At 57.8% G+C, this 24,843-nt stretch carries 25 protein-coding genes; 9 read left to right on the plus strand and 16 right to left on the minus strand.

Features of this window, described 5'->3' with window-relative positions; genetic code table 11:
• Positions 1-11 precede the first annotated feature (11 nt).
• Positions 12-893 carry a lysophospholipid acyltransferase family protein gene (locus tag K3556_RS11165; protein ID WP_260516860.1) on the plus strand — a complete coding sequence of 294 codons (882 nt, stop codon included), beginning with the start codon at positions 12-14 and terminating at the stop codon, positions 891-893.
• 27 nt (positions 894-920) lie between these two features.
• Here the strand turns inward: K3556_RS11165 and K3556_RS11170 are convergent, their stop codons facing one another.
• Positions 921-1,655, minus strand: coding sequence for a DUF1223 domain-containing protein (locus tag K3556_RS11170; protein ID WP_260516861.1), 735 nt, complete (start codon positions 1,653-1,655; stop codon positions 921-923).
• Between the two features lie 230 nt (positions 1,656-1,885).
• Here K3556_RS11170 and acnA point away from each other — a divergent pair, with 230 nt between their 5' ends.
• Positions 1,886-4,576 (plus strand): aconitate hydratase AcnA, encoded by a 2,691-nt coding sequence (acnA, locus tag K3556_RS11175; protein WP_260516862.1) that lies wholly within the window; start codon positions 1,886-1,888, stop codon positions 4,574-4,576.
• 371 nt (positions 4,577-4,947) lie between these two features.
• Here acnA and K3556_RS11180 read toward each other — a convergent pair whose 3' ends face one another.
• The 9 genes from K3556_RS11180 to yajC form a co-directional block, all read right to left on the minus strand.
• Positions 4,948-5,502: a DsbE family thiol:disulfide interchange protein gene (locus tag K3556_RS11180; protein ID WP_260516863.1), complete on the minus strand. Its 555-nt coding sequence runs from the start codon at positions 5,500-5,502 to the stop codon at positions 4,948-4,950.
• Positions 5,495-5,650: a heme exporter protein CcmD gene (gene ccmD / locus K3556_RS11185; RefSeq protein ID WP_260516864.1), complete on the minus strand. Its 156-nt coding sequence runs from the start codon at positions 5,648-5,650 to the stop codon at positions 5,495-5,497. Before ccmD ends, K3556_RS11180 begins: the two co-directional genes overlap by 8 nt.
• A complete protein-coding gene (locus K3556_RS11190) occupies positions 5,643-6,377 on the minus strand; it encodes a heme ABC transporter permease (RefSeq protein ID WP_260516865.1) in 735 nt (244 codons plus the stop codon). The genes ccmD and K3556_RS11190 overlap by 8 nt, the downstream gene beginning before the upstream one ends.
• 67 nt (positions 6,378-6,444) lie before the next feature.
• Positions 6,445-7,101: a heme exporter protein CcmB gene (gene ccmB / locus K3556_RS11195; protein WP_260516866.1), complete on the minus strand. Its 657-nt coding sequence runs from the start codon at positions 7,099-7,101 to the stop codon at positions 6,445-6,447.
• Positions 7,098-7,739: a heme ABC exporter ATP-binding protein CcmA gene (gene ccmA, locus K3556_RS11200; RefSeq protein ID WP_260516867.1), complete on the minus strand. Its 642-nt coding sequence runs from the start codon at positions 7,737-7,739 to the stop codon at positions 7,098-7,100. The genes ccmB and ccmA overlap by 4 nt, the downstream gene beginning before the upstream one ends.
• Positions 7,740-7,749: 10 nt before the next feature.
• Positions 7,750-8,103: an Mth938-like domain-containing protein gene (locus tag K3556_RS11205; protein ID WP_260516868.1), complete on the minus strand. Its 354-nt coding sequence runs from the start codon at positions 8,101-8,103 to the stop codon at positions 7,750-7,752.
• Between the two features lie 21 nt (positions 8,104-8,124).
• Complete coding sequence (locus tag K3556_RS11210; protein ID WP_260516869.1) at positions 8,125-8,880, minus strand: sulfite exporter TauE/SafE family protein; 756 nt, start codon at positions 8,878-8,880, stop codon at positions 8,125-8,127.
• Positions 8,873-11,503 carry a protein translocase subunit SecD gene (gene secD, locus K3556_RS11215; protein WP_260516870.1) on the minus strand — a complete coding sequence of 877 codons (2,631 nt, stop codon included), beginning with the start codon at positions 11,501-11,503 and terminating at the stop codon, positions 8,873-8,875. The genes K3556_RS11210 and secD overlap by 8 nt, the downstream gene beginning before the upstream one ends.
• Before the next feature lie 60 nt (positions 11,504-11,563).
• Positions 11,564-11,893 carry a preprotein translocase subunit YajC gene (gene yajC, locus K3556_RS11220; protein WP_260516871.1) on the minus strand — a complete coding sequence of 110 codons (330 nt, stop codon included), beginning with the start codon at positions 11,891-11,893 and terminating at the stop codon, positions 11,564-11,566.
• A gap of 204 nt (positions 11,894-12,097) precedes the next feature.
• On the opposite strand from yajC, the gene K3556_RS11225 reads away from it, so the two are divergent.
• Both K3556_RS11225 and serS read left to right on the plus strand, forming a co-directional pair.
• A complete protein-coding gene (locus K3556_RS11225; RefSeq protein ID WP_260516872.1) occupies positions 12,098-12,439 on the plus strand; it encodes a cupin domain-containing protein in 342 nt (113 codons plus the stop codon).
• 66 nt (positions 12,440-12,505) lie between these two features.
• Positions 12,506-13,798: a serine--tRNA ligase gene (gene serS / locus K3556_RS11230; RefSeq protein ID WP_260516873.1), complete on the plus strand. Its 1,293-nt coding sequence runs from the start codon at positions 12,506-12,508 to the stop codon at positions 13,796-13,798.
• 85 nt (positions 13,799-13,883) lie between these two features.
• Here serS and K3556_RS11235 read toward each other — a convergent pair whose 3' ends face one another.
• From K3556_RS11235 to K3556_RS11255, 5 genes are all read right to left on the minus strand, one after another.
• Entirely contained in the window at positions 13,884-14,729 is an 846-nt protein-coding gene (locus tag K3556_RS11235; protein ID WP_260516874.1) for an ATP-binding protein, read from the minus strand.
• Positions 14,726-15,631, minus strand: a complete 906-nt coding sequence (tatC, locus tag K3556_RS11240; protein ID WP_260516875.1) for a twin-arginine translocase subunit TatC — start codon at positions 15,629-15,631, stop codon at positions 14,726-14,728. Before tatC ends, K3556_RS11235 begins: the two co-directional genes overlap by 4 nt.
• Positions 15,628-16,317: a Sec-independent protein translocase protein TatB gene (tatB, locus tag K3556_RS11245; RefSeq protein ID WP_260516876.1), complete on the minus strand. Its 690-nt coding sequence runs from the start codon at positions 16,315-16,317 to the stop codon at positions 15,628-15,630. The genes tatC and tatB overlap by 4 nt, the downstream gene beginning before the upstream one ends.
• A 26-nt stretch (positions 16,318-16,343) precedes the next feature.
• Positions 16,344-16,559 (minus strand): twin-arginine translocase TatA/TatE family subunit, encoded by a 216-nt coding sequence (locus tag K3556_RS11250; RefSeq protein ID WP_260516877.1) that lies wholly within the window; start codon positions 16,557-16,559, stop codon positions 16,344-16,346.
• Between the two features lie 178 nt (positions 16,560-16,737).
• Positions 16,738-17,859 carry an ABC transporter ATP-binding protein gene (locus K3556_RS11255; RefSeq protein ID WP_260516878.1) on the minus strand — a complete coding sequence of 374 codons (1,122 nt, stop codon included), beginning with the start codon at positions 17,857-17,859 and terminating at the stop codon, positions 16,738-16,740.
• Between the two features lie 212 nt (positions 17,860-18,071).
• Here K3556_RS11255 and K3556_RS11260 point away from each other — a divergent pair, with 212 nt between their 5' ends.
• The 5 genes from K3556_RS11260 (at position 18,072) to K3556_RS11280 (ending at position 23,745) form a co-directional block, all read left to right on the plus strand.
• Positions 18,072-19,295, plus strand: a complete 1,224-nt coding sequence (locus tag K3556_RS11260; RefSeq protein ID WP_260519241.1) for an MFS transporter — start codon at positions 18,072-18,074, stop codon at positions 19,293-19,295.
• 92 nt (positions 19,296-19,387) lie between these two features.
• Positions 19,388-21,103, plus strand: a complete 1,716-nt coding sequence (gene metG, locus K3556_RS11265; RefSeq protein WP_260516879.1) for a methionine--tRNA ligase — start codon at positions 19,388-19,390, stop codon at positions 21,101-21,103.
• 237 nt (positions 21,104-21,340) lie between these two features.
• Positions 21,341-21,751 carry an NUDIX hydrolase gene (locus K3556_RS11270; protein ID WP_260516880.1) on the plus strand — a complete coding sequence of 137 codons (411 nt, stop codon included), beginning with the start codon at positions 21,341-21,343 and terminating at the stop codon, positions 21,749-21,751.
• 92 nt (positions 21,752-21,843) lie between these two features.
• Entirely contained in the window at positions 21,844-22,296 is a 453-nt protein-coding gene (locus tag K3556_RS11275; protein ID WP_260516881.1) for a DUF1178 family protein, read from the plus strand.
• A 213-nt stretch (positions 22,297-22,509) separates the two neighbouring features.
• Positions 22,510-23,745 carry an aspartate kinase gene (locus K3556_RS11280; RefSeq protein WP_260516882.1) on the plus strand — a complete coding sequence of 412 codons (1,236 nt, stop codon included), beginning with the start codon at positions 22,510-22,512 and terminating at the stop codon, positions 23,743-23,745.
• A 174-nt stretch (positions 23,746-23,919) separates the two neighbouring features.
• Here the strand turns inward: K3556_RS11280 and K3556_RS11285 are convergent, their stop codons facing one another.
• Positions 23,920-24,600, minus strand: a complete 681-nt coding sequence (locus tag K3556_RS11285) for a hypothetical protein (RefSeq protein ID WP_260516883.1) — start codon at positions 24,598-24,600, stop codon at positions 23,920-23,922.
• Positions 24,601-24,843 lie beyond the last annotated feature (243 nt).

A 24,843-nucleotide genomic window follows, 5' to 3' on the forward strand; every position in this document is an offset into this window, starting at 1 on the left:
AGACAGGCAAGATGGTGCAGGAAAAACGGGGCATTGGTCCCTATCTCACGCATGTGGCGCTGTCTGCCGTTCTGAACCTGCCCCGCATTTTGCCCTATCATTGGCGCCTTCCCGCAGTTGGATGGTTGGCCGCACATGTGGTCGGCCCGATTGCGGGCTACGACAAACGCATTCGAAACAATCTGGCGCTGGCATGTCCGGACATGCCTTCCGCAGAGGTCGATCAGATGGTTGGGGCTGTGTTAACCAATGCCGGGCGCTTTTTGGCCGAGATGTGGTCGGGTGACGGTTTTAACAAACGCTTGGCGAAAACCAAACTCACTGGCCCCGGTGTAGCAGCATTGGAAAAGGCGAGGGCTGACGGGCGACCAACGATTGCGATCTCAGGCCATTTCGGAAATTACGACGCTGCCCGCGCCGTCACAATTCGGTCGGGATATGACGCAGGTGCGCTGTATCGGCCGATGTCCAACGCCTATTTCAATGAAAGCTACAAATCCCGGATGGAAGGGTTCGACGGCAAAGCGTTCGAACAGTCCCGTCGGGGCATGGCCGAAATGGTTAAGCACCTGCGCAACGGTGGGCTTCTGGCCATTCTTCTTGACCAGCGTGAAGATCAGGGGGCAAAACTTAGTTTCTTTGGTCAGCCCGCCATGACAACGCTGGCGGTGGCCGAAATGGCCCTGAAATACGACACGTTGTTCATCCCTGTCTTCGGGATCAGGCGAGAAAACGGCCTTGATTTCGACGTGGTGGTGGAAGAGCCGATCGCGCATAGCGACGCGGCAACCATGATGCAGGAATTCAACGACCGGTTAGAAGCACGCGTGCGAAAAAATATGGATCAGTTCCTGTGGATTCACAATCGCTGGCAATTGCCGGACACAGACTAGGTCGCAATCTCTGTCACCAATCCGGGGTCAGTCCAGCTTGATCGCGGCCAGAATCTCTCCGGGATATCCACCTTTCGACGCAGCCTGCAATACGATCGCGGCGGCCTGCCCTTCGGGGGCAATGGGAGTGGGCACGTCAAACTCGACGGTTTCCATTCCGTCCCATGAACCAAATCCTTGAATATCGGTCACCACATTGGTTGACGTGATCGACAGCCCAGCATTCTCGCCCCGGCTGATTTCCACCTGCGCCTTTGGCATAAACCGCACGATTTGCACCAGAATCTTGTTTGGCAGCGCCAGATGGGTCATCCGCGCGACGCGCAACCGCACGCCACCTGACGCGGCAGTCGTGGTTTGCAGAACCACGCGTGGCGATTTCCCTTGGTGGCGATGGATCACATCCATGACCTCGACAACATGACTGCCAACAGCTTGGTCAACGCCACCGATCACCATTTGCGGTGTATAGATTGAGCGCGTTCCAAAACCGTAGGCATAGGCCTTTTGACGCTTGGTGTGGGCGGCCTGCGCAAACGTATCTTTCCAACCGATGTAATCCCAGTAATCGACATGCAACGCGAGCGGCAGGATGTCGTCGTATTCGACGAGCTTACCCAACAGGGCATCTGCCGGCGGGCAAGAAGAACAGCCCTGCGACGTGAACAATTCGACAACCGTCACCGGTCGCTCTTCTGCAGTCGCGGGAAAGGCGCCGATCCACATGGCGCATACAAGGATTAAGGCTGAAACTGCTCTCATCGGTTCTTAATTTCCGTTTGGGTCAATCTTTGATAACGCGCTGATCGCAGAGCCGCCAATCAAGGTTTTGCGAGGGGTTTGTTACAGTTTTCGCCGATAAGTAGGGATAGGGGTCGATTTATGGTGTGCAATAGTATACAAAGCCTCGGAATCTTCTTGCGTCGGCTCTCATTATTGGGGCAAATGCAAGCCAGCCCAACCCTGTATCCTGACCATAAGGGAGCCATTCCATGACCATTATCGTAGGTTCAGACACCGCCAAAACGCGCAAGTCGCTGACGGCTGGTGGCTCGTCCATCGCATATTACTCGATCCCCGCCGCTGAAGCCGCTGGCCTTGGCAATTTCTCGCGCCTCCCGGCCGCGCTGAAAGTCGTTTTGGAAAACATGCTGCGTTTTGAGGATGGTGGCCGCACCGTCAGCGTAGACGACATCAAAGCATTCTCAGAATGGGCCGACAAGGGCGGGAAAAACCCGCGCGAGATCGCGTACCGCCCCGCCCGCGTTCTGATGCAGGATTTCACCGGCGTCCCGGCCGTGGTTGATCTTGCCGCCATGCGTGACGGCATCAAGGCATTGGGTGGCGACGCCCAGATGATCAACCCGCTGAACCCGGTTGATCTGGTCATCGATCACTCGGTCATGATTGACGAGTTCGGCAACCCGCGGGCGTTCCAGATGAACGTGGACCGCGAATACGAACGCAACCTTGAGCGTTACACCTTCCTGAAATGGGGTCAGTCAGCCTTTAACAACTTCCGCGTTGTGCCCCCCGGAACCGGCATCTGTCACCAGGTGAACCTTGAGTATCTTGCGCAAACCGTCTGGACGGATGCAGACCAGAATGGCGAACAAGTGGCTTACCCCGACACGCTGGTCGGCACTGACAGCCACACCACCATGGTGAACGGCCTGGCCGTTCTTGGTTGGGGTGTTGGCGGTATCGAAGCCGAAGCCGCGATGCTGGGTCAGCCGATCTCGATGCTGATCCCCGAAGTCGTTGGCTTCGAGCTGACCGGCGAGATGATGGAAGGCACCACCGGCACTGACCTCGTGCTGAAAGTCGTCGAAATGCTGCGCGCAAAAGGCGTGGTCGGCAAGTTCGTCGAATTCTACGGCAAAGGTCTGGATGTGCTGCCGCTGGCAGACCGGGCCACAATCGCCAACATGGCACCAGAATATGGCGCGACCTGTGGCTTCTTCCCCATTGACGGTGAAACACTGCGCTACCTGCGCACAACTGGCCGCGACGAAGACCGCATTGCGCTGGTCGAAGCCTACGCGAAGGAAAACGGGTTCTGGCGCGACGCGGATTATGCCCCGGTTTACACCGACACGCTGTCGTTGGACATGGGCACCATCGTTCCCGCCATCTCGGGCCCGAAACGCCCGCAGGATTATGTGCCGTTGACCAATGCCAAACACGCCTTCCGCAAAGAGATGGAAGACACCTTCAAGCGTCCGATGGGCAAAGAAGTCGCCGTCAAAGGCGAAGATTACACAATGGAATCGGGCAAGGTCGTTATCGCGTCGATCACATCGTGCACCAACACCTCGAACCCATATGTGATGATCGGTGCCGGTCTTGTGGCGCGCAGAGCCGCAGCACTTGGCATGGATCGCAAGCCTTGGGTGAAAACCTCGCTGGCGCCGGGAAGCCAAGTTGTGTCCGCCTATCTCGAGGCCGCAAACCTACAGGACGATCTGGACAAGGTTGGCTTCAACCTCGTCGGTTACGGTTGCACCACCTGTATCGGTAACTCTGGTCCAATCCAGGCCGAGCTGTCCGAAGCGATTGCCGAAGGCGATCTGGTGGCAACTGCAGTCCTGTCAGGCAACCGGAACTTCGAAGGTCGCATCTCGCCTGACGTGCGCGCCAACTATCTGGCTTCACCGCCCTTGGTTGTTGCCTATGCGCTGGCTGGCACGATGGACATTGATCTGGCCACCGACGTGATCGGTCAAGACAAAGACGGCAATGACGTCTATCTGAAAGACATCTGGCCCTCGACACAGGAAGTGGCAGAGCTGGTTGAGCAGACCGTTACTCGCGAAGCGTTCCAGTCGAAATATGCTGACGTCTTTAAGGGCGACGAGAAGTGGCAAGCGGTTGAGACCACAGGCGACGAGACCTATGATTGGCCGGCGTCGTCGACCTACATCCAGAACCCGCCCTATTTCCAAGGCATGTCCAAGGACGCAGGCGTGATTTCGGACATCGAAGGCGCGAAGGTGCTGGCTGTTCTTGGCGACATGATCACCACTGACCACATCTCGCCTGCTGGGTCTTTCCCGGCCTCATCGCCTGCGGGCAAGTACCTGACCGAGCGCCAAGTACAGCCACGCGAGTTCAACTCCTACGGCTCGCGTCGCGGCAACCACGAGATCATGATGCGCGGCACATTCGCCAACATCCGCATCAAGAACGAGATGCTGGATGGCGTTGAAGGTGGGTACACCAAAGGTCCCGATGGCGCACAGACGGCAATCTATGACGCGTCGATGGCCTATCAGGAAGCTGGCATCCCATTGGTGGTCTTTGGAGGCGAACAATACGGCGCCGGGTCCTCGCGTGATTGGGCGGCCAAAGGCACCAACTTGCTTGGCGTCAAAGCCGTGATTGCGGAAAGCTTTGAGCGCATTCACCGTTCAAACCTGGTCGGTATGGGCGTGATCCCGTTCGAATTCACTGGCGGTGACACCCGCAAGAGCCTTGGTTTGACAGGTGATGAAACGGTGTCGATCAAAGGTCTGGCGGGCGATCTGAAACCCTTGTCGAACGTGCCGTGCACAATCACCTTCGCGGATGGTTCGGTGAAAGAGATCGAACTGAAGTGCCGCATCGATACTGAGGTCGAGATCGAATACGTCGAAAACGGTGGCGTGCTGCACTATGTGCTGCGCAATCTTGCCAAGTCGTAAACCGATCCGATCAGACTGAAACGAAACGCGCCCTTTCGAGGGCGCGTTTTTTATTGCCGGGAATTTAGCTCGATAATGTGCGCTGTATCTGAAATAGGTCTGCGGCAGAGTGATCGACAGCACACCCGGAACATGGTCTCGCAGGCTAGAAAGAAAGCATTACACAGTTTTTTCAGCTGACGATCTGGATCAGTCGTCTGGAAAATGTTATCGTTACGTTAGGTCAATTATTTCATTGGCCGCGCTAGAACTAATTTGAACTGCCATTTTGCCAAGGTTTATTTCATGTACAGACGCCTGCGCCATTTTCCTCTGCCGATTTTAGAAATCGCCGCGTTCAGCGTGTTCATCCTGCTGCTTCAGGCTGTCGGTTAGCGACTGGCGGCGTCTTCCATCGCGGGTCGAATCACGCTTTCCAGAATGCTTTCGGTGATCGGACCGGCAAAGCGCTTCACCACCGTGCCATCGGCTGCAATGATGAAGGTTTCCGGCACACCATACAGCCCCCATTCCAGGCCCGTACGCCCGTCGGCATCCGCCATCAGTTTGGCAAACGGGTTGCCTAGTTGCTCAAGGAACCGGCGCGCATTAGCTGGGTCGTCCTTGTAGTTGACCCCGTTGATCACCACGCCTTCTTGCGCAAGCGTTTCCAGTTGCGGATGCTCGGCGCGGCACGGGGCGCACCAGCTGGCCCAGAAGTTCACCAGTTTTACACCACCTGAGGTCAGATCGTCTTGGGTGAAGCCTTCGGCCCCCTCGAATGCTGTCAGTTGCAGCGCGGGCACAATGCCGCCTTCGCGGGTCGACGGCAGGGCATTTCGGTCGCTTTGGTTCATCCCCCAAAGAAACATGACAGCCAGCCCGATGAACAACACCGGCGGCAGGATCATCAACCACGAGATACCCTTTTTCTTGTCTTCAGCCATTGTCTGACGCCCTTTTTTCAGCGGCTTGGAGTGCCTTCTTCACTTGGACCGAACGGCGCCAAGTCACAAGGACCAGAGCGATCAAAAGAGCGAGAGTGATCCCCCACGAGGACAGGATCGCGCCCGCATATTTTCCAAGCTCAAGCATCAGTCATCCTTTCGCGGATTTCCAAACGGTGCAGGCGCACAAGCCGCAATTCGGTCCGGGTCCGGATCAAGACCAGCGCCACAAACAGCAGGATGAAACCTGCGATGCACAGAAGCAGCGGTTGGTAATAGACATTGGACACATGTTCTTCCTTATCCAAGGACAGAGACGCGCCTTGATGAAGGCCCTGATTCCAGAAATTCACTGCGTAACGGCTAAGGACCGCGAAGACGGACCCGACGATGCACAGGACCGATGTCAGGTCTGCGGCGGTGTCCGGGTTCTCGATCGCCGCCCACAGCGCCATATAGCCCAGATAGAACAGAAACAGGATCAGGAAGCTGGTCAGGCGCGGATCCCACGCCCAATAGGTGCCCCACATCGGTTCGCCCCAGATCGCGCCGGTGATCAATGCGATGACCGTCATAGTCACGCCGATTAATGCGGCGGCCTTGGCCGCCCGCACCGAGACATGGTGGCGGCGCACGATCCAGATCAGCGACGTGACCAGCATCATCACCCAGATATTGATCGCCATCATCGCAGAGGGCACGTGAATATAGATGATCTTGACCGAATTGCCGAAATTCGTGGCCTCTGGCGTGAAGAAGAAGCCCCAGATCAGGCCCGGTATCAGCGTCAACACGGCAAGGCCGATCACCCAGGGCAACACCTTGCCGCTGAGCGCCATGAACTTGACCGGGTTTGCGAATTCCCAAAGTGACATTTGCTTCCTCTATTCGGTGGCTATGATTTGCGCAAGCATAGTGAGTCTGTTTTCACGGCGACTTGACCTATCTCAGGTTAATTCGAAGGGCCGCCGCAGCCGCGAAGGGTAAAAGGGCGATGGATCCAGCGGTGATACCCGCCATCATCAGAAGCGGTGTCAGCGCGGACAGCCCCGCAGTGCCGCGCGTTGCCGCCTCGGCCCCGAAGATGAGTGTGGGGATGTAGAGCGGCAGGACCAGCAAGGATAACAAAAGCCCGCCTCGCTTCAGGCCAACGGTTAACGCTGCCCCGAAAGCGCCGATCATCGACAGCGCAGGCGTGCCAATCAACAGCGTGATAAAAATCCAGAAATGACCCGGCGATTGCAGGTTCATCAGCGCGCCAAACGCCGGCGCCGCCAGCGTCAGCGGCAATCCAGTGACCAGCCAATGGGCCAGCGCTTTGATCGCAACCGTGCCCTCCATCGGGATGGGGGCGGTGGCCAGCAGGTCCAATGAGCCGTCTTCGAAATCCAGCTGAAAGATGCGGTCCAGCGACAAAAGGCATGCCAAGAGCGCGCCGACCCAAAGAATGCCGGGGGCAATGCGCGACAGGATCGCGGCTTCAGGGCCGACACCAAAGGGCACAAGCGTTGATACAATCAGGAAAAAGGCCAACCCCAGCCCAAAGCCCCCACCCGCGCGCATCGCAAGCCGCATGTCCCGGACCAAAAGCGCGATCATGTAAAGGCCTCGTCAAAATCGGCATAGCCGTCGCGACTGTCGTCGTCGCGTGTGCCGTTTGGATCGGCACGGTACGGCCCGATATCGAACGTGTCAGCTTCCAGCCCCAAGTCGATATGGGTGGCAATCAGAGCCGCACCCCCACCCGCCATATGGGCGCGCACCGCATCTGCGAAGAGACCGACCGAGGCCGTGTCCAGCGACACAGTTGGTTCGTCCAGCAGCCAGATCGGCCGTCCCGTCACCAACAGCCGCGCAAGACCCAAACGGCGTTTTTGCCCGGCGGAAAGGTTCCCGGCCGGGCGGTGGGTCAGCCCCTCCAGATTAAAATCCGTCACGGCCGCATCGATACTGCCAATGCCGTGCACAGACGCCCAGAAGCGCAGGTTTTCTTCCACTGTCAGCGTGGCCTTGAGCCCATCCGCATGCGCTCCATAGGTGATCTGTTCAGGGTTCGCGGATACCTGCCCGGCGATCGGGGGCTGCAAACCCGCCAAGGTGCGCAGAAGCGTGGTTTTGCCCGAGCCGTTTGGCCCCCGCAGGATCAACACCTGTCCGGCGGACAGCGTGAAGTTCACACCTTCCAGCACCGGCACGCCACCGCGCGCAACAGACAGGTTATCGACCCTCATTTCCATGCCAGAAGGCTTAGACCGGAAGGGCGGCCAGCGCAATGCGCCGACCTTCGGACACCAGCACATTATAGGTGCGGCAGGCTGGCGCAGAGGCCATCGCCTCGATGCCGATCCCGACATCCTCAAGTGCTTTGCGCAAATCTGCCGGGGGGTGCGCCGGATCAGCACCGGTGCCATAGAACAAAACGTCGATCTTTCCCGCCAGTGCCAAAAGCGGCGCAAGATCGTCAGGACCTTCCCAACTGATCACTGTGTCTTCTGTCACAAGGATCGCACCCTGTATCACCTCGCCCGCGACACGAAAGAAGCCGGGGCCATAGCTGTCCACCGGTTGGGCGCGGTCGTATTTGACTTCGTGAAACTGCATATCGGATCCTTGCGGGTTAAGTCACGATAACGCGGCATAAAGCCCGGACAGGCTGGACGCCGCGATTATCACATAGGCCACATTACGATAGAGGGATTCGTATCTGGGGTGAAACATCGCGCCACCAGAAAGATTACCCACCAGATTGGGCAACATAAGAAGCAGCCCAAGGATCAACGGCATGCCCGCCAACCGTCCGGCAAACAGGAACCCAACCAACATCATCACGTCGAAGAAAAACAGGTAAGCGGTTGAATTGGCGCGGATCACCCGGGCCGGGTGGGACGACGCCATGTAAAGTAAAATGACAGGCGGGCCGGGAATTCCTGCAGCACCACCAAGCAGCCCAGCCGCCCCGCCCGTGGCCCAGACAATGCGCGGTGTGACGAAGCCACGATACCTGAACCCCGTCATCAGTGCCGCAAGCATGGCCAGACTGACCACCGAGACCACCAGCTTGAACACAGCCGGGTCAACCTTGAACAGCGCGATCAGCCCAAGCGGTAGCGCCAAGGCTGTGCCCGCGACCAGTCGCATCAAATCCTTGGGATGGCCGTCTTTCAAAGCGCGGGGGATCGCGGGGGCGGGGCCAGCAAGGTCCATCACGATCAGAACCGTGACCGCCCAAACCGGGTCGATGATCTGCGCGGCGACTGGCAGGAAAATCAACGCCGTGCCGAACCCAACGAACCCGCGCACCAAGCCCGCGGTAAAGGCTATCATGACCAGCCAGCCAAGCCCCGGCAATGCCAGGGCCTGCGCCAGCAGATCAGGCATCTATATCTGCGAATTGATTGCCCGCATTGGCGTCGGGTTTGGACCAGTCGCGCTTCACGCCAAGTTTCAGCAATATTGCCGAGGCTACGAAGATCGACGAATAGGTCCCGACAACAACACCCCAGATCATCGCAAAGACAAAGCCGCGGATCACGTCGCCACCCAGGATATACAGCGCGATCAGCGCCAACAGCGTGGTCAACGAGGTCATCATCGTGCGCGACAGCGTTTCGTTGATCGACAGGTTCAACACCTCTCTCAGGTCCATCTTCTTATAGCGGCGCAGGTTTTCCCGCACCCGGTCAAACACGACCACGGTATCGTTCAGCGAATAGCCGACGATGGTCAGAAGGGCCGCGATAATCGCAAGATCGAACTTGATGCCCATAAGGGCAAAGACCCCGATCGTTAGCACCACGTCATGTACAAGGGCAGCCACAGCCCCAAGCGAGAACTGCCATTCGAATCTGAGCCAGATATAGACCAGCACCGCCGCAATGGCCGCGACAACAGCCAGAACGGCCGTGGTCACCAATTCGCCTGATACTTTCGGGCCAACGCTTTCCACACTTGGGAAGGTGATCGCCGGATCGACACTCATCAACGCTTGCTCAATCACCTCGATGGTTTCCGGCGTGATCGCTTCTTGGCCATCCTGTGCCTCGATGCGAATCTGTGCCACGTGCTCGTCTTCTGCGAAATTCACGTCGAATACCTGTGCAATCGAAATATCACCAAGCCCCAGCGGTGCCAGCGCATCGCGGTAAACCCCGACGTCAACAGCTTGGCTGCTTTCCGTGCGGATCGTCGTGCCGCCGCGGAAGTCGATCCCGAAATTCAGGCCAACGATCAGGAACAGCAGAACCGATGCAACCATCGCCAGCCCGGATGCGCCCAAGGTTGCAATCGAATTGCGGAAGAAATCGAATACCCGGTTCTGCGGCGCGATGCTAAACCCTTTGATCTCAAGGGTTCGCGGGCGCTTGCGCTCGAACCACATGACCAGCATCACGCGGGTCAGATAAATGGCCGTGAACACCGAAGTCAGAATGCCCAGCGCCAGAGTGATCGAGAAGCCGCGCACCGGACCAGAACCCATGATGAACAGGATAACGGCGGTAATGAAGGTTGTGATGTTGGCGTCCAGAATGGCGGACAGGGCTTTTTCATAGCCAAGTTCAATGGCCCGCGCCGGGCCGCGCCCGGATTTCAGCTCTTCCCTGATCCGCTCGAACACCAAAACGTTGGCATCCACGGCCATCCCGATGGTCAACACGATCCCGGCAATACCCGGCAAAGTCAGCGTGGCCCCGATCATCGACAGAAGTCCAAAGATCATGCCGACATTCAGGATCAGCGCGATGTTTGCGATGACGCCAAACCAACCGTAGGACGCGAACATGTAGATCAACACGCCCAAAAAGGCGACCATCGACGCAACTTTACCCGCATCGATGCTGTCTTGACCCAGCTCTGGCCCAATGGTGCGTTCTTCGACATAGGTCAGTTCAGCAGGCAGCGCGCCTGCCCTGAGCAGCACGGCAAGATTGGTCGATTCTTCGATCGTGAAGTTGCCCGAGATGATCCCTGACCCGCCGCAGATCTGTTCATTGATGCGCGGCGCAGAGATGACTTCGGAATCCAGCACAATGGCAAACGGGGCCCCAACATTTGCGCCGGTATAATCGCAGAATTTGCGCGCGCCCGAGACATTGAAGCGGAAGTTCACCGCCGGCGATCCATTCTGGTCAAACGCCGGCTGCGCGTCGTTCAGCTCTTCCCCGGTAACGACCGGAGTTTTTTCCAACTCATACAACACTCCGTCTTCGTCCAGAGACGGGAACAGGACGTTGCGCGGACCAGGCTGGGTGCTGGCATCCGTGGTACGACCGACCACCGGGTGGAAGGTCAGCTTGGCGGTCTTGCCGATGATCTCTTTCAACTCGGACGCACTGCCGATACCGGGCACCTGAATAAGGATGCGCGCATCGCCCTGACGTTGGATTGTTGGCTCGCGCGTGCCAACCTCATCCACACGACGGCGAATGATTTCAAGTGTTTGCTGGATTGTGCGGTCATCCGTTGCGATGCGCTCGGCCTCGGACAGGGTAACGACAAGCTCACCTTCTCGGCCCGGTTTGACTTCGATATCCGTGGATCCGACTCCAGACAGGCTGACGACGGGCTGAGCCAATTCCTGCACCAGTTCGATGGCGCGGGGCAAACCTTCTGGTTGCGAAACTTTGACGCGAAGCTCATCTGTCGCGCCATCCTGCCGCCGGATTGTCCCGATGGTTGCGCGTTCATCGCGAAGTGCATCACGCACCTCTGGCCACAGCGCATCCATACGCGCGCCATATACGTCGGCGACCTGAACCTCGGCCAGCAGATGTGCGCCACCGCGCAGATCAAGGCCCAAGTTCACAAGAGAATTCGGCGCCCAATCCGGCCAAGCAGACTGGTTCGCCTCCAGCTCGGGCGTCGCGCCCGTTGCTTCGATCGATGCCACCGCATCATTGTGCAGCTCAACCCGGCTGTAAAAGCCGTTAGGGGCCGCAAAATACAAGCCAAGGGCCACCAGCCCCCAGATCACAAGACGTTTCCAGGTCGCGATTTGAAGCATAAGCCCCTGCCTTATAAGCGTTTGATATCGTTATGGGTTGGCGGGAAGTCCCGCCCTTGGTCAGCTATCGACTGGTTCAGTCTTGCCAATCACTTTGACGATCGTGGCCCGCACAGCACGCACCTTGACGCCTGTTGCGATTTCAACTTCAACCTCAGTGTCGTCCTTGACCTTCAGGATTTTGCCAATCAGACCGCCCTGCGTGATGACCTGATCACCTTTGCGCAACGCGCCAAGCATCGCCTGATGCTCTTTCATCTTCTTCTGCTGCGGACGGATCATGAAGAAATACATGATCGCGAAAACCAGCAACATCGGAACCAGCATCGAATTCAATAGCCCACCGGTGGGCGCGCCCGCGGCTTGTGCAAAAGCAGGAGTGGCAAACATGTGGATATCCCTTTCTTGACGGGCCTCGGCCCCAAACGTTGGCGCACACTATATGCGGGTCTTGGGGTTGTCCAGCAGGCGAAATAACCAGAAAAAACAGCAGACGGCTTTACATATCTCTCACTGGAGCCTTGTCGAGCACTGTGCAATCATCTTCGTAAAACGCACCCGCTGTGACCCCAATAACCAGAAAAGAGCATCCTGATGAGTACATTGGCAATTGTTGTAGACAAGATTGGTTCAGCAGAGGTTGAACGCCCGTCGGCCGAAAGGCTCATTTCCGGCGACCCGGAGTTTACCACTTGGAACCTGGAAGACCGTGGCGGGCTTTACGCTGGCATCTGGCAATCGACCCCCGGCAAATGGCGCGTGCAGTATGACGAATGGGAATACTTCTCAATCCTCGAAGGCCACTCGGTGCTAACGGATGCGCAAGGTGTGGAAACGCACTTGAAGGCCGGTGATCGTATGGTCTTACGCCCCGGCTTCTCCGGCACGTGGGAGGTTCTGGAAACCACGGTTAAAGATTACGTGATCCGGCTATAGGCTAGGGGCTTCCCCCCCGCCCCGGCTTCTGGCATATGCCGAGCATGAGAAACGAGGAAGCAAGCCATGCATGACATCCGTATGATCCGCGACAACCCTGAAGCCTTCGACGCCGGAATGGCCCGCCGGGGCCTGTCGCCATTGTCGGGTGAAATCCTTGCGCTGGACGAAGCCCGGCGTGCCTCGATCCTTGCTGCGGAAACCGCGCAGGCAGACGCGAACAAGGCCGCCAAGTCTGTGGGTGCCGCTAAAGCCTCGGGCGATGAGGCGGAATTTGAACGTCTGCGCGCGCTGGTGGGCGACAAGAAAGCCGAGATCGGCAAGCTGAACGACGAGGCAAAGGCGCTCGACACCAAACTGAGCGATCTGCTGATGGGATTGCCCAACATTCCGGGCGACGACATTCCGGATGGCGAAGATGAAGCCGACAATGTCGAGATCAATCGCTGGGGCACACCTACCGAATTCGATTTCAAGCCGCTGGAGCACTATGACCTGCCTGCGGTCAAATCTGGCATGGACTTTGAAACTGCGGCGAAACTGTCCGGTTCGCGCTTCATGGTGTTGTCGGGTGCCGTCGCGCGTCTGCACCGTGCGCTCGCGCAATTCATGCTTGATGTGCATACCGAAGACAACGGCCTGACCGAAACCTGGACCCCAGTGCTGGTCAAGGAAGAGATGATGTACGGCACCGGACAGCTGCCTAAGTTCGGCGATGATAGCTATCAAACCACCAATGGCTGGTGGCTCGTGCCAACCGCCGAAGTCACACTGACCAATATCGTGAACGGGGCGACCGTCGACGACGGCTACCTGCCACGTCGCTATGTCGCCCACACCCAGTGCTTCCGGTCAGAAGCCGGCTCAGCAGGCCGCGACACCGCCGGTATGTTGCGCCAACACCAGTTCGAGAAAGTCGAAATGGTGTCGATCACGCGCCCTGAAAATTCGCGGGCCGAACACCAGCGCATGACCCGCTGCGCCGAAGATATTCTGGAGCGCTTGGGCCTTCCTTATCGTACCGTTGTGCTTTGCACGGGCGATCTGGGCTTTGGCATGAAGCGCACCCACGACATCGAAGTGTGGCTGCCCGGCCAGAACCAGTACCGAGAGATCAGCTCGGTCTCGTTGGCCGGTGATTTTCAGGCCCGCCGCATGAACGCACGCTACAAACCCGCCGATGGGGGCAAGCCGCAATTCGTTCACACACTGAACGGCTCGGGCCTCGCCGTGGGCCGTGCCCTGATTGCGGTGCTGGAAAATGGTCAACGACAGGATGGATCAGTGCTGCTACCACAAGCGCTGCACCCCTATCTGCGCGGCAAAACCCAGATCACTGCGGACGGCGAGCTGGCCTGACGAACTGGCCTAACAGCCCGCTTCTTCTGGCAACAAACATCCTGGGGTGAATGCGCGCAGCGCAGAGGGGCAAAGCCCCTTCCCGTCACGCCAATACCACGCCTCTGCGTCCAGCCAGATCAACGAAATACTGCCACGCGACACGCCCTGACCGAGCGCCGCGTGTGGCCTGCCACTCGATCGCTTCCGCGCGCAAGATGGCCGGGTCAATCGCGACGCCATAGGCATCACAATAGCCTCGGATCATCGCAAGGTATTCGTCCTGATCACAGGGGTGGAACCCAAGCCAAAGTCCGAAACGGTCCGACAGCGACACTTTCTCTTCCACCGCCTCGGACGGATTGATTGCCGAAGACCGTTCGTTCTCAATCATATCGCGCGGCATCAGGTGGCGGCGGTTCGATGTGGCATAGAACACCACGTTGTCGGGTCGCCCCTCGATCCCACCATCCAGCACAGCCTTCAGGCTTTTGTAATGCTGGTCGTCATGGCTGAAACTCAGATCGTCGCAAAACAGAAGAAACTGGTGTGGAGCGTTGCGCAGCAGCCCCAGAAGACGGCTGATCGACGGCAGGTCTTCGCGTTGCACCTCGACGATCTTCAATGCCTCGCCTTGCTTCAGCACCTCGGCGTGAACCGCTTTCACCAGCGATGATTTCCCCATCCCCCGCGCGCCCCACAGAAGGGCATTGTTCGCAGGCAGCCCACGGGCAAATTGCAGCGTGTTCTCAAGCAGCGTATCGCGTGACCGGTTCACCCCAATCAAAAGCTCGATTGCGACCCGGTTGACCTTAGCAACTGGCTCCAGACGATCCGGCGTGGTGTGCCAGACGAACGCATCAGCCGTTGAGAAATCTGGCGCGGATAACGGTGCCGGCGACATCCGCTCCAACGCATCTGCAATGCGCGTCAGGGCGTCGGCGTCGCTCATTCGCCCTTCTCCACCTGGCCCGGATCATCGTCTTCATCTGCGTCAAATTCGGCCATCAACTCATCCTCGTCGGCCTCATCCTCGTCATCTTCGAACCACAGCCCCTGTTCGCGCAAATCCGCTTCGCGCTTTTTCTCGACCCGCTTCACCAACTGGATCGAGATCTCGTAAAGGCCATAGACGACGACGAACAAGATCACCTGCGTGATCACGTCAGGGGGCGTGACCAGAGCGGCGAGCACAAGGATGCCCACCACCGCATATTTGCGGACATCGGCCAGACCCTGTGCGCTGACCAGCCCCGCTTTGCCCATCAGGGTCAGAAGCACAGGCAGTTGGAAACACAGGCCAAAGGCCACGATGAACTTGATGGTCAGGCGCAGGTATTCCTGCACGGACCCCTGAAAATCGATCGAGGCCGCGACATCGGTTTCCCCAACATTCCCGGCCTGCTGGAAGCCCAGAAAGAAGTCAAACGCCAGCGGCATAACGACATAGAACGCAAAAGAAGCGCCGATGAAAAACATCACCGGCGAGGCGATCATGAAGGGCAGAAAGGCGTTCTTTTCCGACTTGTAAAGCCCCGGGGCCACGAAACGCCACAGCTGATAACTGATGTACGGGAACGACAGCACAAGTCCACCAAACAACGAGATCGAGATCGCAACGAAGAAGCCTTCTTGCAGCTTGATCAGGATCAGCCCGCATTGGTCTTGTCCGCGTTCCGCCATGGTCGTGCACAGCGGCTCGGTCAGGAAGTTGAAGATCGGGTTCCACACGGTGAAACAGATCACCATGCCAACAACAAAGGCCAGCGCCGAGTGGATCAGACGCGTGCGCAGCTCGGTCAGATGCTCGATCAACGGGGCCGAGCTGTCTTCGATCTCTTCAGGGTCGCTCATGCGTCAGATTTGTCCGTGGGTTTGGTCTTCGCCTTGGCGACCGGTTTGCCAGCAGATGTCTTGGCCGCTGGTTTTTTGGCTGCCGGTTTTTTGGCTGCGGGCGATTTGGGTGCGGGCTTTTTAGCAGCCGGTTTCTTGGCGACTGGCTTTTTCGCGGGCGTTTTTGCGTCGTCTGGTTTGCCGACTGTCCGTTCTGTAGGGCGTTTTGACGGCGGGCTTTTGACCTTCAGCATCTCGGCCGACTTTGCAGCATCAGCGGCTTTGCGGTCCGATGCGGCCTTAGCGCTCGCATCATGAATTTTCCGCGCCGCTTCGTCGCCTGCTTTTTCGGGTGCGGATTTGGTATCGCCAGCTTTTGCACCAGACTTGGTCGCGGCGTCAGCAGCCTTTTGATCCCGCAATGCTTTGGAGGGGTCCCATTTTTCAAACCCGTCAGCGGCCTTGTTCAGCGCATCCAGTCCCATCGCTTTGGACGATGTCGCAGATTTGAACGTGTCGGCGATGTCTTTGGCACCTGACTCGTCAGCGGCTTCATTCATCGCTTGGCTGAACTCGCGCCCCATCTGGCGCGCGCGCGCGGTGAACCGCCCCAACGTGCGGAACATTCCCGGCAGATCCTTGGGACCGACCACGATCAGGGCAACAACCCCGATCACCAATAGCTCGGAAAACCCGATATCAAACATGGGCAGCGCCCCCTAACGGTCGCGGCTTACGCCTTTTCCTTGTCTTTCTCGGGGGTGACGTCCTTTGCGACATCTGCGGCCTGATCTTCGATCTCTTGTTTGCCGTCATCAACGCCTTTTTTGAACGCGGTAATGCCTTTGCCAACTTCGCCCATAAGCGAAGAGATTTTGCCGCGGCCAAACAGCACCAGCACCACGATCGCGATCAGCAGAAGGCCCGGAAGGCCGATATTGTTGAGCATGTTATTCTCCCTCATCGGAGGGGCATGACGCCCATCCACATGTATAACGCCTGAAACATTTATTGCTTCGCGGGCCAAGTTCAAAGCCCCAAAGCGAAAAACTATCGCGAAAATGATGTGTGGAAGGCGCGCAGTCGGCTTTTTTGCCATTCTGGTTGCGCCTGCGCGCACCGATCCCTCAGTCGTGCGGCGCGTCCACTCCGGGCGCGGTACCGTGTCGAAAGACAAAACAGCGGTCGCGCCGAATCGCTATCCACAAAGGTGTGCCCTGCTTTGGTAAAAAAACGGACGGGACCGAAGCCGTCAGGATCGACCCATCGTCTTCCATGCAAAAATCAACAAGGCTTTCCTTGCCGATGAACCGCGCACGATCAACCAAAGCGCGCGCCCAAACACCGTGATCCGGCGTCGGGCTTGGCCCCTTGCCGCCCCGGTCAAAGTCAATCTTCAGATGCTGCGGACGGATCACGATGTCCACCTTAGCACCATCGGGAACGCCGGGCGCCAGAAACTGACCAAAGGCCGTATTTGTTAACGCCCCTTGCACTTTCCCGGTGATCACATTGACGTCCGAGAAAAAGGCCGCAGCCTTCAGGTCTGTCGGCGCATTATAAAGGTTATAGGGCGCGCCACATTGCACGATCCGCCCGTCGCGCATCAGGGCGATTTCGTCGGCCATACGCATGGCCTCTTCTGGTTCATGAGTAACCAAAAGTACCGCGGCACCTTCGTCTTTCAGGATGCCCAAGGTTTCGTCCCTGATTTCGTCGCGCAGTCGGTTATCAAGACCCGAAAAAGGTTCGTCCATCAACATGATCGACGGGCGCGGCGCCAAGGCACGGGCCAAAGCCACGCGCTGTTGTTCACCACCTGACAGCTCGTGCGGGAAGCTGTCAATGAACCGGGCCAGTCCGACCTTCTCCAGCAACTCGCGTACCCGCAAACGTTTTTGAGTGCGCGACCCTTTCAGGCCGAACGCCACATTGTCTGCGACAGACAAATGCGGGAAAAGGGCGAAATCCTGAAACATCAGACCGATATTGCGTTTCTCTGGCGGCAGGAACACATCTGGTCCTGCCACTTGCTGGCCGTCGATCCAGACCTCGCCCGAATTCTGGCGGTCAACACCCGCAATGATGCGAAGTGTCGTGGACTTGCCGCACCCGGACGGCCCCAACAACCCGGTGACCTGCCCGGCCTGCAAGGTCAGTGACACGCCACTCACCACCGGCCGTCCGCCGAATTCGCGATGGATATCACGGATCACCAATCGGGCTTTGTTCAGTGTTGCACCATCCATGATGGGGGGCAGATCCTTTGCTTTTCCCACGGGCGCGGGGGATACCCGATGAATTCCATCAGGCTTTCAAACGGCATATCAGCCCCCCTTTTGCCCCGCAAGCCCAACTCCGGATTTGTCGCAGTTACGACACAGCCGCGCATCAGACCGTCGCTTTGGGCCTAGCCTCGTCTGGCAAAACCCCGATGCTAGTCAAAACCGCTGAGGTCCCGATGCGCTTCCTGATTTCTTTTGCTCCACTACTGTTGTCCGTCGTTCTGCTGCAACTCAGTTCGGGCGGGGTCGGGCCGTTGGACGCCGTGTCCGGGCTGGGCCTTGGCTTTACCAAAGCCGAGATTGGGATGCTGGGATCGGCCCATTTTGTCGGTTTTTTCGTAGGGTGTTGGTGGGCACCGCGCCTTATGGGCAGCGTGGGCCATGCGCGCGCCTTTGCAGGCTTCACTGCGATGGGAGCGATTGGCCTGCTGGCGCACATGTTGTGGGTCGCACCAGTGCCCTGGGCCGTCATGCGCATCGCGACGGGGCTAAGTGTCGCTGGCGCTTATACCGTGATTGAAGCATGGCTTAACGCCAGTATCACAAATGAAACGCGTGGCCGCGCAATGGGGGGATATCGGCTGGTTGATTTGGGCGGGTCACTAGCCGCACAGCTTCTGATCGGCGTGCTTGAGCCAGCCCATTACGCGTCTTACAACGTGTTGGCCTTGGCGTGTTGCGCGGCCATCCTGCCTCTGGCCCTGACACGCACGCCGCAACCAGAAACACCAGACACCCCACGCCTGCGCCCAATGCTGGCTTGGACCTGCTCACCCTTGGCGGTTGCGGGCGTCGTCGTTGCCGGCATCACGTCAGCCGCTTTTCGGATGGTCGGCCCGATCTACGGGCAAGAGGTCGGCCTTGCCACCGGACAATTGGCCTGGTTCCTGGCCAGTTTCGTTTTAGGCGGCGCGGTGGCACAGCTTCCGGTTGGCTGGCTGGCGGATCGGTATGACCGCCGCGGTGTTCTTATTGGCCTGTCTGTCGCGGCCATCCTAAGCTGCGGCGTGACGGTCTTGGCGTCCGGTATGGGCCAAAGCGCAGCTTTCGTGACCGCAGGTCTGTTCGGCTTCACCACATTTCCAATTTTCTCCGTGTCCGCTGCCCATGCCAACGATTTTGCCACCAGCGAACAACGGGTCGAGCTGTCGGCCGCGTTGATGTTCTTCTATGCGGTCGGCGCCATCGCGTCGCCCTTGGTCGCCTCGGGCCTGATCGAACAGTTCGGCCCACCGGCCCTGTTCGCCTTTGTCGCCGTCGGCCATCTGGGTCTGATCGTATTCGGTCTGGCACGGTCCCGTCAGCGGCCAACGCTGGCTGTTCGCACGCCCTACACCTATACGCCGCGCACATCATTTTCGATGGGACGCCTGTTTGGGCGGCTCCGCGATCGTGACTAGGCACCCGTGACACCCCCGCGCGTTCGGCCCGAAGCACTGGCATTGCCAGTAGCCATGGCGTATACGGCCAAAAACTCAGAACCGGAGCTGACATGAACCGCGTCCTTATCACCTCGGCGATCCCCTATATCAACGGGATCAAGCACCTCGGCAATCTGGTTGGCTCGCAACTGCCCGCCGATCTGTATGCGCGTTACAACCGTGGTCGGGGCCGCGAGGTCATGTTCATCTGTGCCACCGACGAACACGGCACGCCCGCCGAACTGGCCGCCGCGAAGGCCGGAAAACCAGTAGCCAAATTCTGCGCCGAGATGCACGCGGTTCAGGCCGAGATCGCCGACGGCTTCCGCCTGTCATTCGACAATTTCGGGCGCTCGTCATCCGACCGGAACCATAAGCTGACCCAACATTTTGCAGGCAAGCTGGCTGAGAACGGATTGATCGAGGAAGTGTCCGAGAAACAGGTCTATTCCCATACCGACGGTCGCTTCCTGCCGGATCGCTATATCGAAGGCGAATGCCCGAACTGTGGCTATGACGGTGCGCGCGGCGACCAATGTGAAAACTGCACCAAGCAGTTGGACCCGACCGACCTGATCAACCCCCGCTCGGCCATCTCTGGATCAACCGACCTTGAGGTGCGCGAAACCAAACACCTGTATCTGCGCCAGTCGAAACTGAAAGACCAGTTGGATGCGTGGATCGACACCAAGACCGATTGGCCGGTGCTGACCACCTCGATTGCCAAAAAATGGCTGCATGACGGCGACGGGCTGCAAGACCGCGGCATCACGCGCGATCTGGACTGGGGCGTGCCGGTCAAGAAGGGTGACGAAGATTGGCCCGGCATGGAAGGCAAGGTCTTCTATGTCTGGTTCGATGCGCCCATTGAATATATCGCTGCCACGGCTGAGCTTGCCGACAAGTTGGGTGAAGGCGACGACTTCTGGCAGCGCTGGTGGCGCACGGATAAGGGTGCCGACGACGTGCGTTACGTCCAGTTCATGGGCAAGGACAACGTGCCCTTCCACACGCTGTCATTCCCGGCCACCATCATGGGGTCGGAAGAGCCATGGAAGCTGGTCGACTACATCAAGTCCTTCAACTATCTGAACTACGATGGCGGGCAATTCTCGACCTCAAAGGGTCGCGGCGTGTTCATGGATCAAGCTTTGTCGATCCTGCCAGCCGATTACTGGCGTTGGTGGCTGCTAAGCCACGCGCCCGAAAACTCGGACAGCGAATTCACATGGGAGAACTTTCAGGTCTCAGTGAACAAGGATCTGGCTGACGTGCTGGGCAACTTCGTCAGCCGCGTCACCAAGTTCTGCCGCTCGAAATTCTCGGAAGCTGTGCCGGAAGGCGGCGAGTATGGCGCGGCAGAAACCGCGCTGATCGCGGATCTGACGGCCAAAACCCGAGCCTATGAAGGTCATATGGAAGCGATGGACGTGCGCAAAGCCGCACAGGAATTGCGCGCGATCTGGGTCGCGGGCAATGAATACCTGCAATCCACTGCGCCTTGGACGACTTTCAAAACTGATCCTGACCAAGCGGCTGCGCAAATCCGGCTGGCCCTGAATCTTATTCGCCTCTATGCCGTGCTGTCCGCCCCCTTCATTCCTGATGCGTCGGAAACACTGCGCGAAGCCATGAACACCGATCTGGACTGGCCAGGGGATGTGGCGGAGGCACTGAGCACACTGAAGCCGGGCGACGCTTTCACTGTGCCGGACAACTTGTTTGGCAAGATCGCAGACGAACAGCGGGAAGAATGGCAGGCGCGATTTGCAGGCACACGCGACTGATCAGATCGTTGGCAGCACCTTCAACCGATGGTTACACCGGATATGGCGCGCCTGCCCCACTCTGACACCACATATGGCTTTTTTCTTTATTTTTCTATGAAACGGGCTATCTTTACGTGAACATAACAATAACCGGGCAGTTTTACCGGCGAGATGGGTATTAAGGGCGGCAAGAAGTTGACGATCGCGAAAAGCAAGCCACGGCCTATAAAGCTTTCGCTAAGTGACAAGCGATCCGTGCGAACACAGTTCGGCGCGCTGCCTTATCGTGTGAAAAATGGCAAAGTTGAAATCCTGTTGATCACCACCCGTGGCACCGGGCGTTGGATCATTCCAAAAGGCTGGCCGATGAATGACCAGACCCCAGCAGGATCGGCCGCAACCGAGGCTTTCGAAGAAGCCGGTGTGGAAGGCAAGTTGAGCCACGATGTGCTTGGGTTCTTTGCCTATAATAAAGCGTATTCGGGCGAGCGGCTGCCCTGCGTTGTTGCGGTCTTCCCGCTAAAGGTTAAGAAACAACACAAGTCCTTTCCCGAAAAGGGGCAGAGGCGGCGCAAATGGGTGTCGCAGAAAAAAGCCGCCCAACTGGTTTGGGCACCTGAACTGCGCCGTATCATTCGCGATTTCGACCCTTCCACGCTCAGCTGACCTCCTGACATGATCGAGTCTTGCTTTGGATGGGTTGCACCCGCTTGCCCGGATCGCCATATACTGTTCGTCAGGTTAATTCGGAAGATACGATGATCCGCTACGCCTTAAAATGCGACCAGAACCACGCTTTTGAAAGCTGGTTTCAGAATGCGGCAGCCTATGATGGGTTGCGCGCGGCGGGGCATGTGAGCTGCCCGAACTGCGGGTCGACCACGGTTGAAAAAAGCCTGATGGCGCCCAAAGTGCGCCCCGCACGGTCTGCCGCTCCAGCATCGGTTCCGGCCAAATCGCAAACGCCGACTGCACTTGCCGCCCCCAACCCTGAGATTGCGGCCGAGATCGCCAAGCTGCGCGCCACGGTGGAAGCGGAAAGCGAATATGTGGGCGGGTCCTTCGCCAGTGAAGCGCGGGCCATGTATCTCGGCGAAGCGCCCGAACGGTCCATCTATGGTGAAGCAAAACTGGCCGACGCCAAGGAATTGCTGGAAGATGGCGTGCCGGTCATGCCCCTGCCCTTTACGCCGACGCGCAAATCAAACTAAAGCGTTTCGAGAATAACCTGCGGCATCGGTTTCTGGTGAAACGCGCGAAATGCTGAACTGTTGAACGGCGTTTCGAATGAACCCTGTCTCAGGTTTAATTCGAAACACTTTGGGCCACCTTTCCCAGCCCGAACCACGCGCAGTCTTGCGCTTTTTCCGATCACGCCCTAAACACGCGCAAACACAGGAAAACGGACGGGATTTGGGGCCAAGATGCCAATTCTGGTGATGAAATTCGGCGGCACATCGGTCGCCACGCTGGACCGGATTCACCGGGCCTCGAAACGGGTCGCGCGTGAAGTCGCCAATGGCTATGACGTGATCGTCATCGTATCCGCCATGTCGGGGCGCACGAACGAGCTGGTGGGCTGGGTCGAAGAAACCTCGCCGCTGTTTGACGCCCGTGAATATGACGCGGTGGTCAGCTCGGGTGAGAATGTCACCGCTGGCCTGATGGCGCTGCGCTTGCAGGAAATGGATGTGCCGGCCCGCAGTTGGCAGGGTTGGCAAGTACCGGTGAAAACCTCGGGTGTGCATTCGGCGGCGCGGATTGAAGACATCCCGAATGACAACATCAAAGCCAAGTTTGGCGAAGGCATGCGTGTCGCCGTGGTCGCGGGCTTTCAGGGCATTGCCGAAGACGGACGCATCACCACGTTGGGGCGTGGTGGATCGGATACGACGGCCGTAGCATTTGCCGCCGCTTTCGATGCTGAACGCTGCGATATCTATACCGATGTGGACGGGGTCTATACCACCGACCCACGCATTTCGGACAAGGCGCGCAAGCTGGATCGCATCGCTTTCGAAGAGATGCTGGAACTTGCCTCGCTGGGCGCGAAGGTTCTGCAAACCCGTTCTGTCGAACTGGCAATGCGCTATAAGGTGAAGCTGCGGGTGCTCTCGAGCTTTGAGGAATATGACCCGGAGGCAGGCACGCTGGTCTGCGACGAGGAGGATATCATGGAAAGTAAAGTTGTTGCCGGTGTCGCCTATCAACGCGACGAAGCCAAAATGACCCTGATTTCGGTGGCTGACCGCCCCGGCATCGCCTCGGCCATTTTTACCCCGCTGGCCGAAGCCGGCGTGAATGTCGACATGATCGTTCAAAACATCTCGGAAGAAGGTCGCACCGACATGACCTTCTCGTGCCCCGTCGATCAGGTGGCGCGGGCTGAAAAAGCAGTGACAGCGGCCAAGGACAAGGGCGACATCAACTTCCACGACATCGTGGCGGACAAGGATGTGGCCAAAGTGTCTGTCGTCGGCATCGGTATGCGCAGCCACACCGGGATCGCGGCCAAGATGTTCGACGTGCTGTCAAAAGAAGGCATCAACATCAAGGTTATCACCACCTCCGAGATCAAGATCTCGGTCCTGATCGACCGCAAATACATGGAGCTGGCCGTGCAGGCGCTGCATGACGCGTTTGAGCTGGAGAAGGCGTAGGGGATTACGGCCCTACGGTTGCTAATGTAAGCGGTCTCGCCGAAGGGCGGGGCCGTTATGTTTGGTCGGAACAAGGAGCAATCACCTCTGTGCGACGGAACTAGAAAAGAAAGTTCGAAGCACAATGGCCTTGCTAACAGCGTAGTTCAGGCCAAACTTTGAGATCGGTGTACATTAACCACCCAAGCCCTTCTTCATCAAATCCCATCCAGCCCCCCCGGAAATGACCGCCATGACGCCTGCAGCCAAACCACCAGAACCGGTGCTGATCAACACGTCTATCGTGATCGTTGTTACGCCCACGATAACATCGGTCGCTGCAGTGGCGAGAAACAGTTCTGCTTCACCTGCTGGGGCGTTTGGACCCGTGCCACCAAGAATCCGTGCTTCGCAAAAGCGCGTTTCAACGTCACTTTCTGTCAAAAGATCTTCGTCAATAAATGGGGCTTCAAGTGGCATTGTGGCGCGCTCGAACAATGCTTGCTCCACGATACCGATTGCGGCTTCAGTCGCGCCAGCTTTCCTAAATTCCTCAATCTCAAAGGCTACAAAATCTTCGATCGCAGTTTCTTGCACCACATCGGTTTCGGGATAGCCCACCCTTTCTAGCCAAAGAGCTGTGTTTAACAGAAGGTCGTCGGCTAAAATTTTGCGAACGGTACCACAGCCCACTTCCGCAATGACTGAGACGTCGGAAATGGTCAACTCGCCTTGCATCCAAATCTCTGCTACGGCATTCAGATCAGAGATATAAGCTTCGGCATCGAACACGTTAGTTGAGGGTTCTTGTGCCTGAGTTTGAACCGCAAACACACCAAAAACGAGTAAAAAAAAAGTTTTTGTAATTCTATACATGGCAATAGTCCCCTTATGGATAACTACGGCCAACACTATAGCACGAATTTCCTACCACTTCTAATGCTCGTCAAAGTAGATTAAAGGCTCTGCCTAGTGCAGCTTTGGTTAGATTATTTCTACCGTGATTGCTTCAGCCCCAATTATGGTTTTGCTTACTCACTAGGTCAGGGTACGCTTTGACAGACTTTTACCACGCAGCCCAAAAAATCTTTGCTATCGGTCAAATATCATCTCCACCCC

The organism is Aliiroseovarius sp. M344 (assembly GCF_025140835.1).
Taxonomy (GTDB): Bacteria; Pseudomonadota; Alphaproteobacteria; order Rhodobacterales; family Rhodobacteraceae; genus Aliiroseovarius.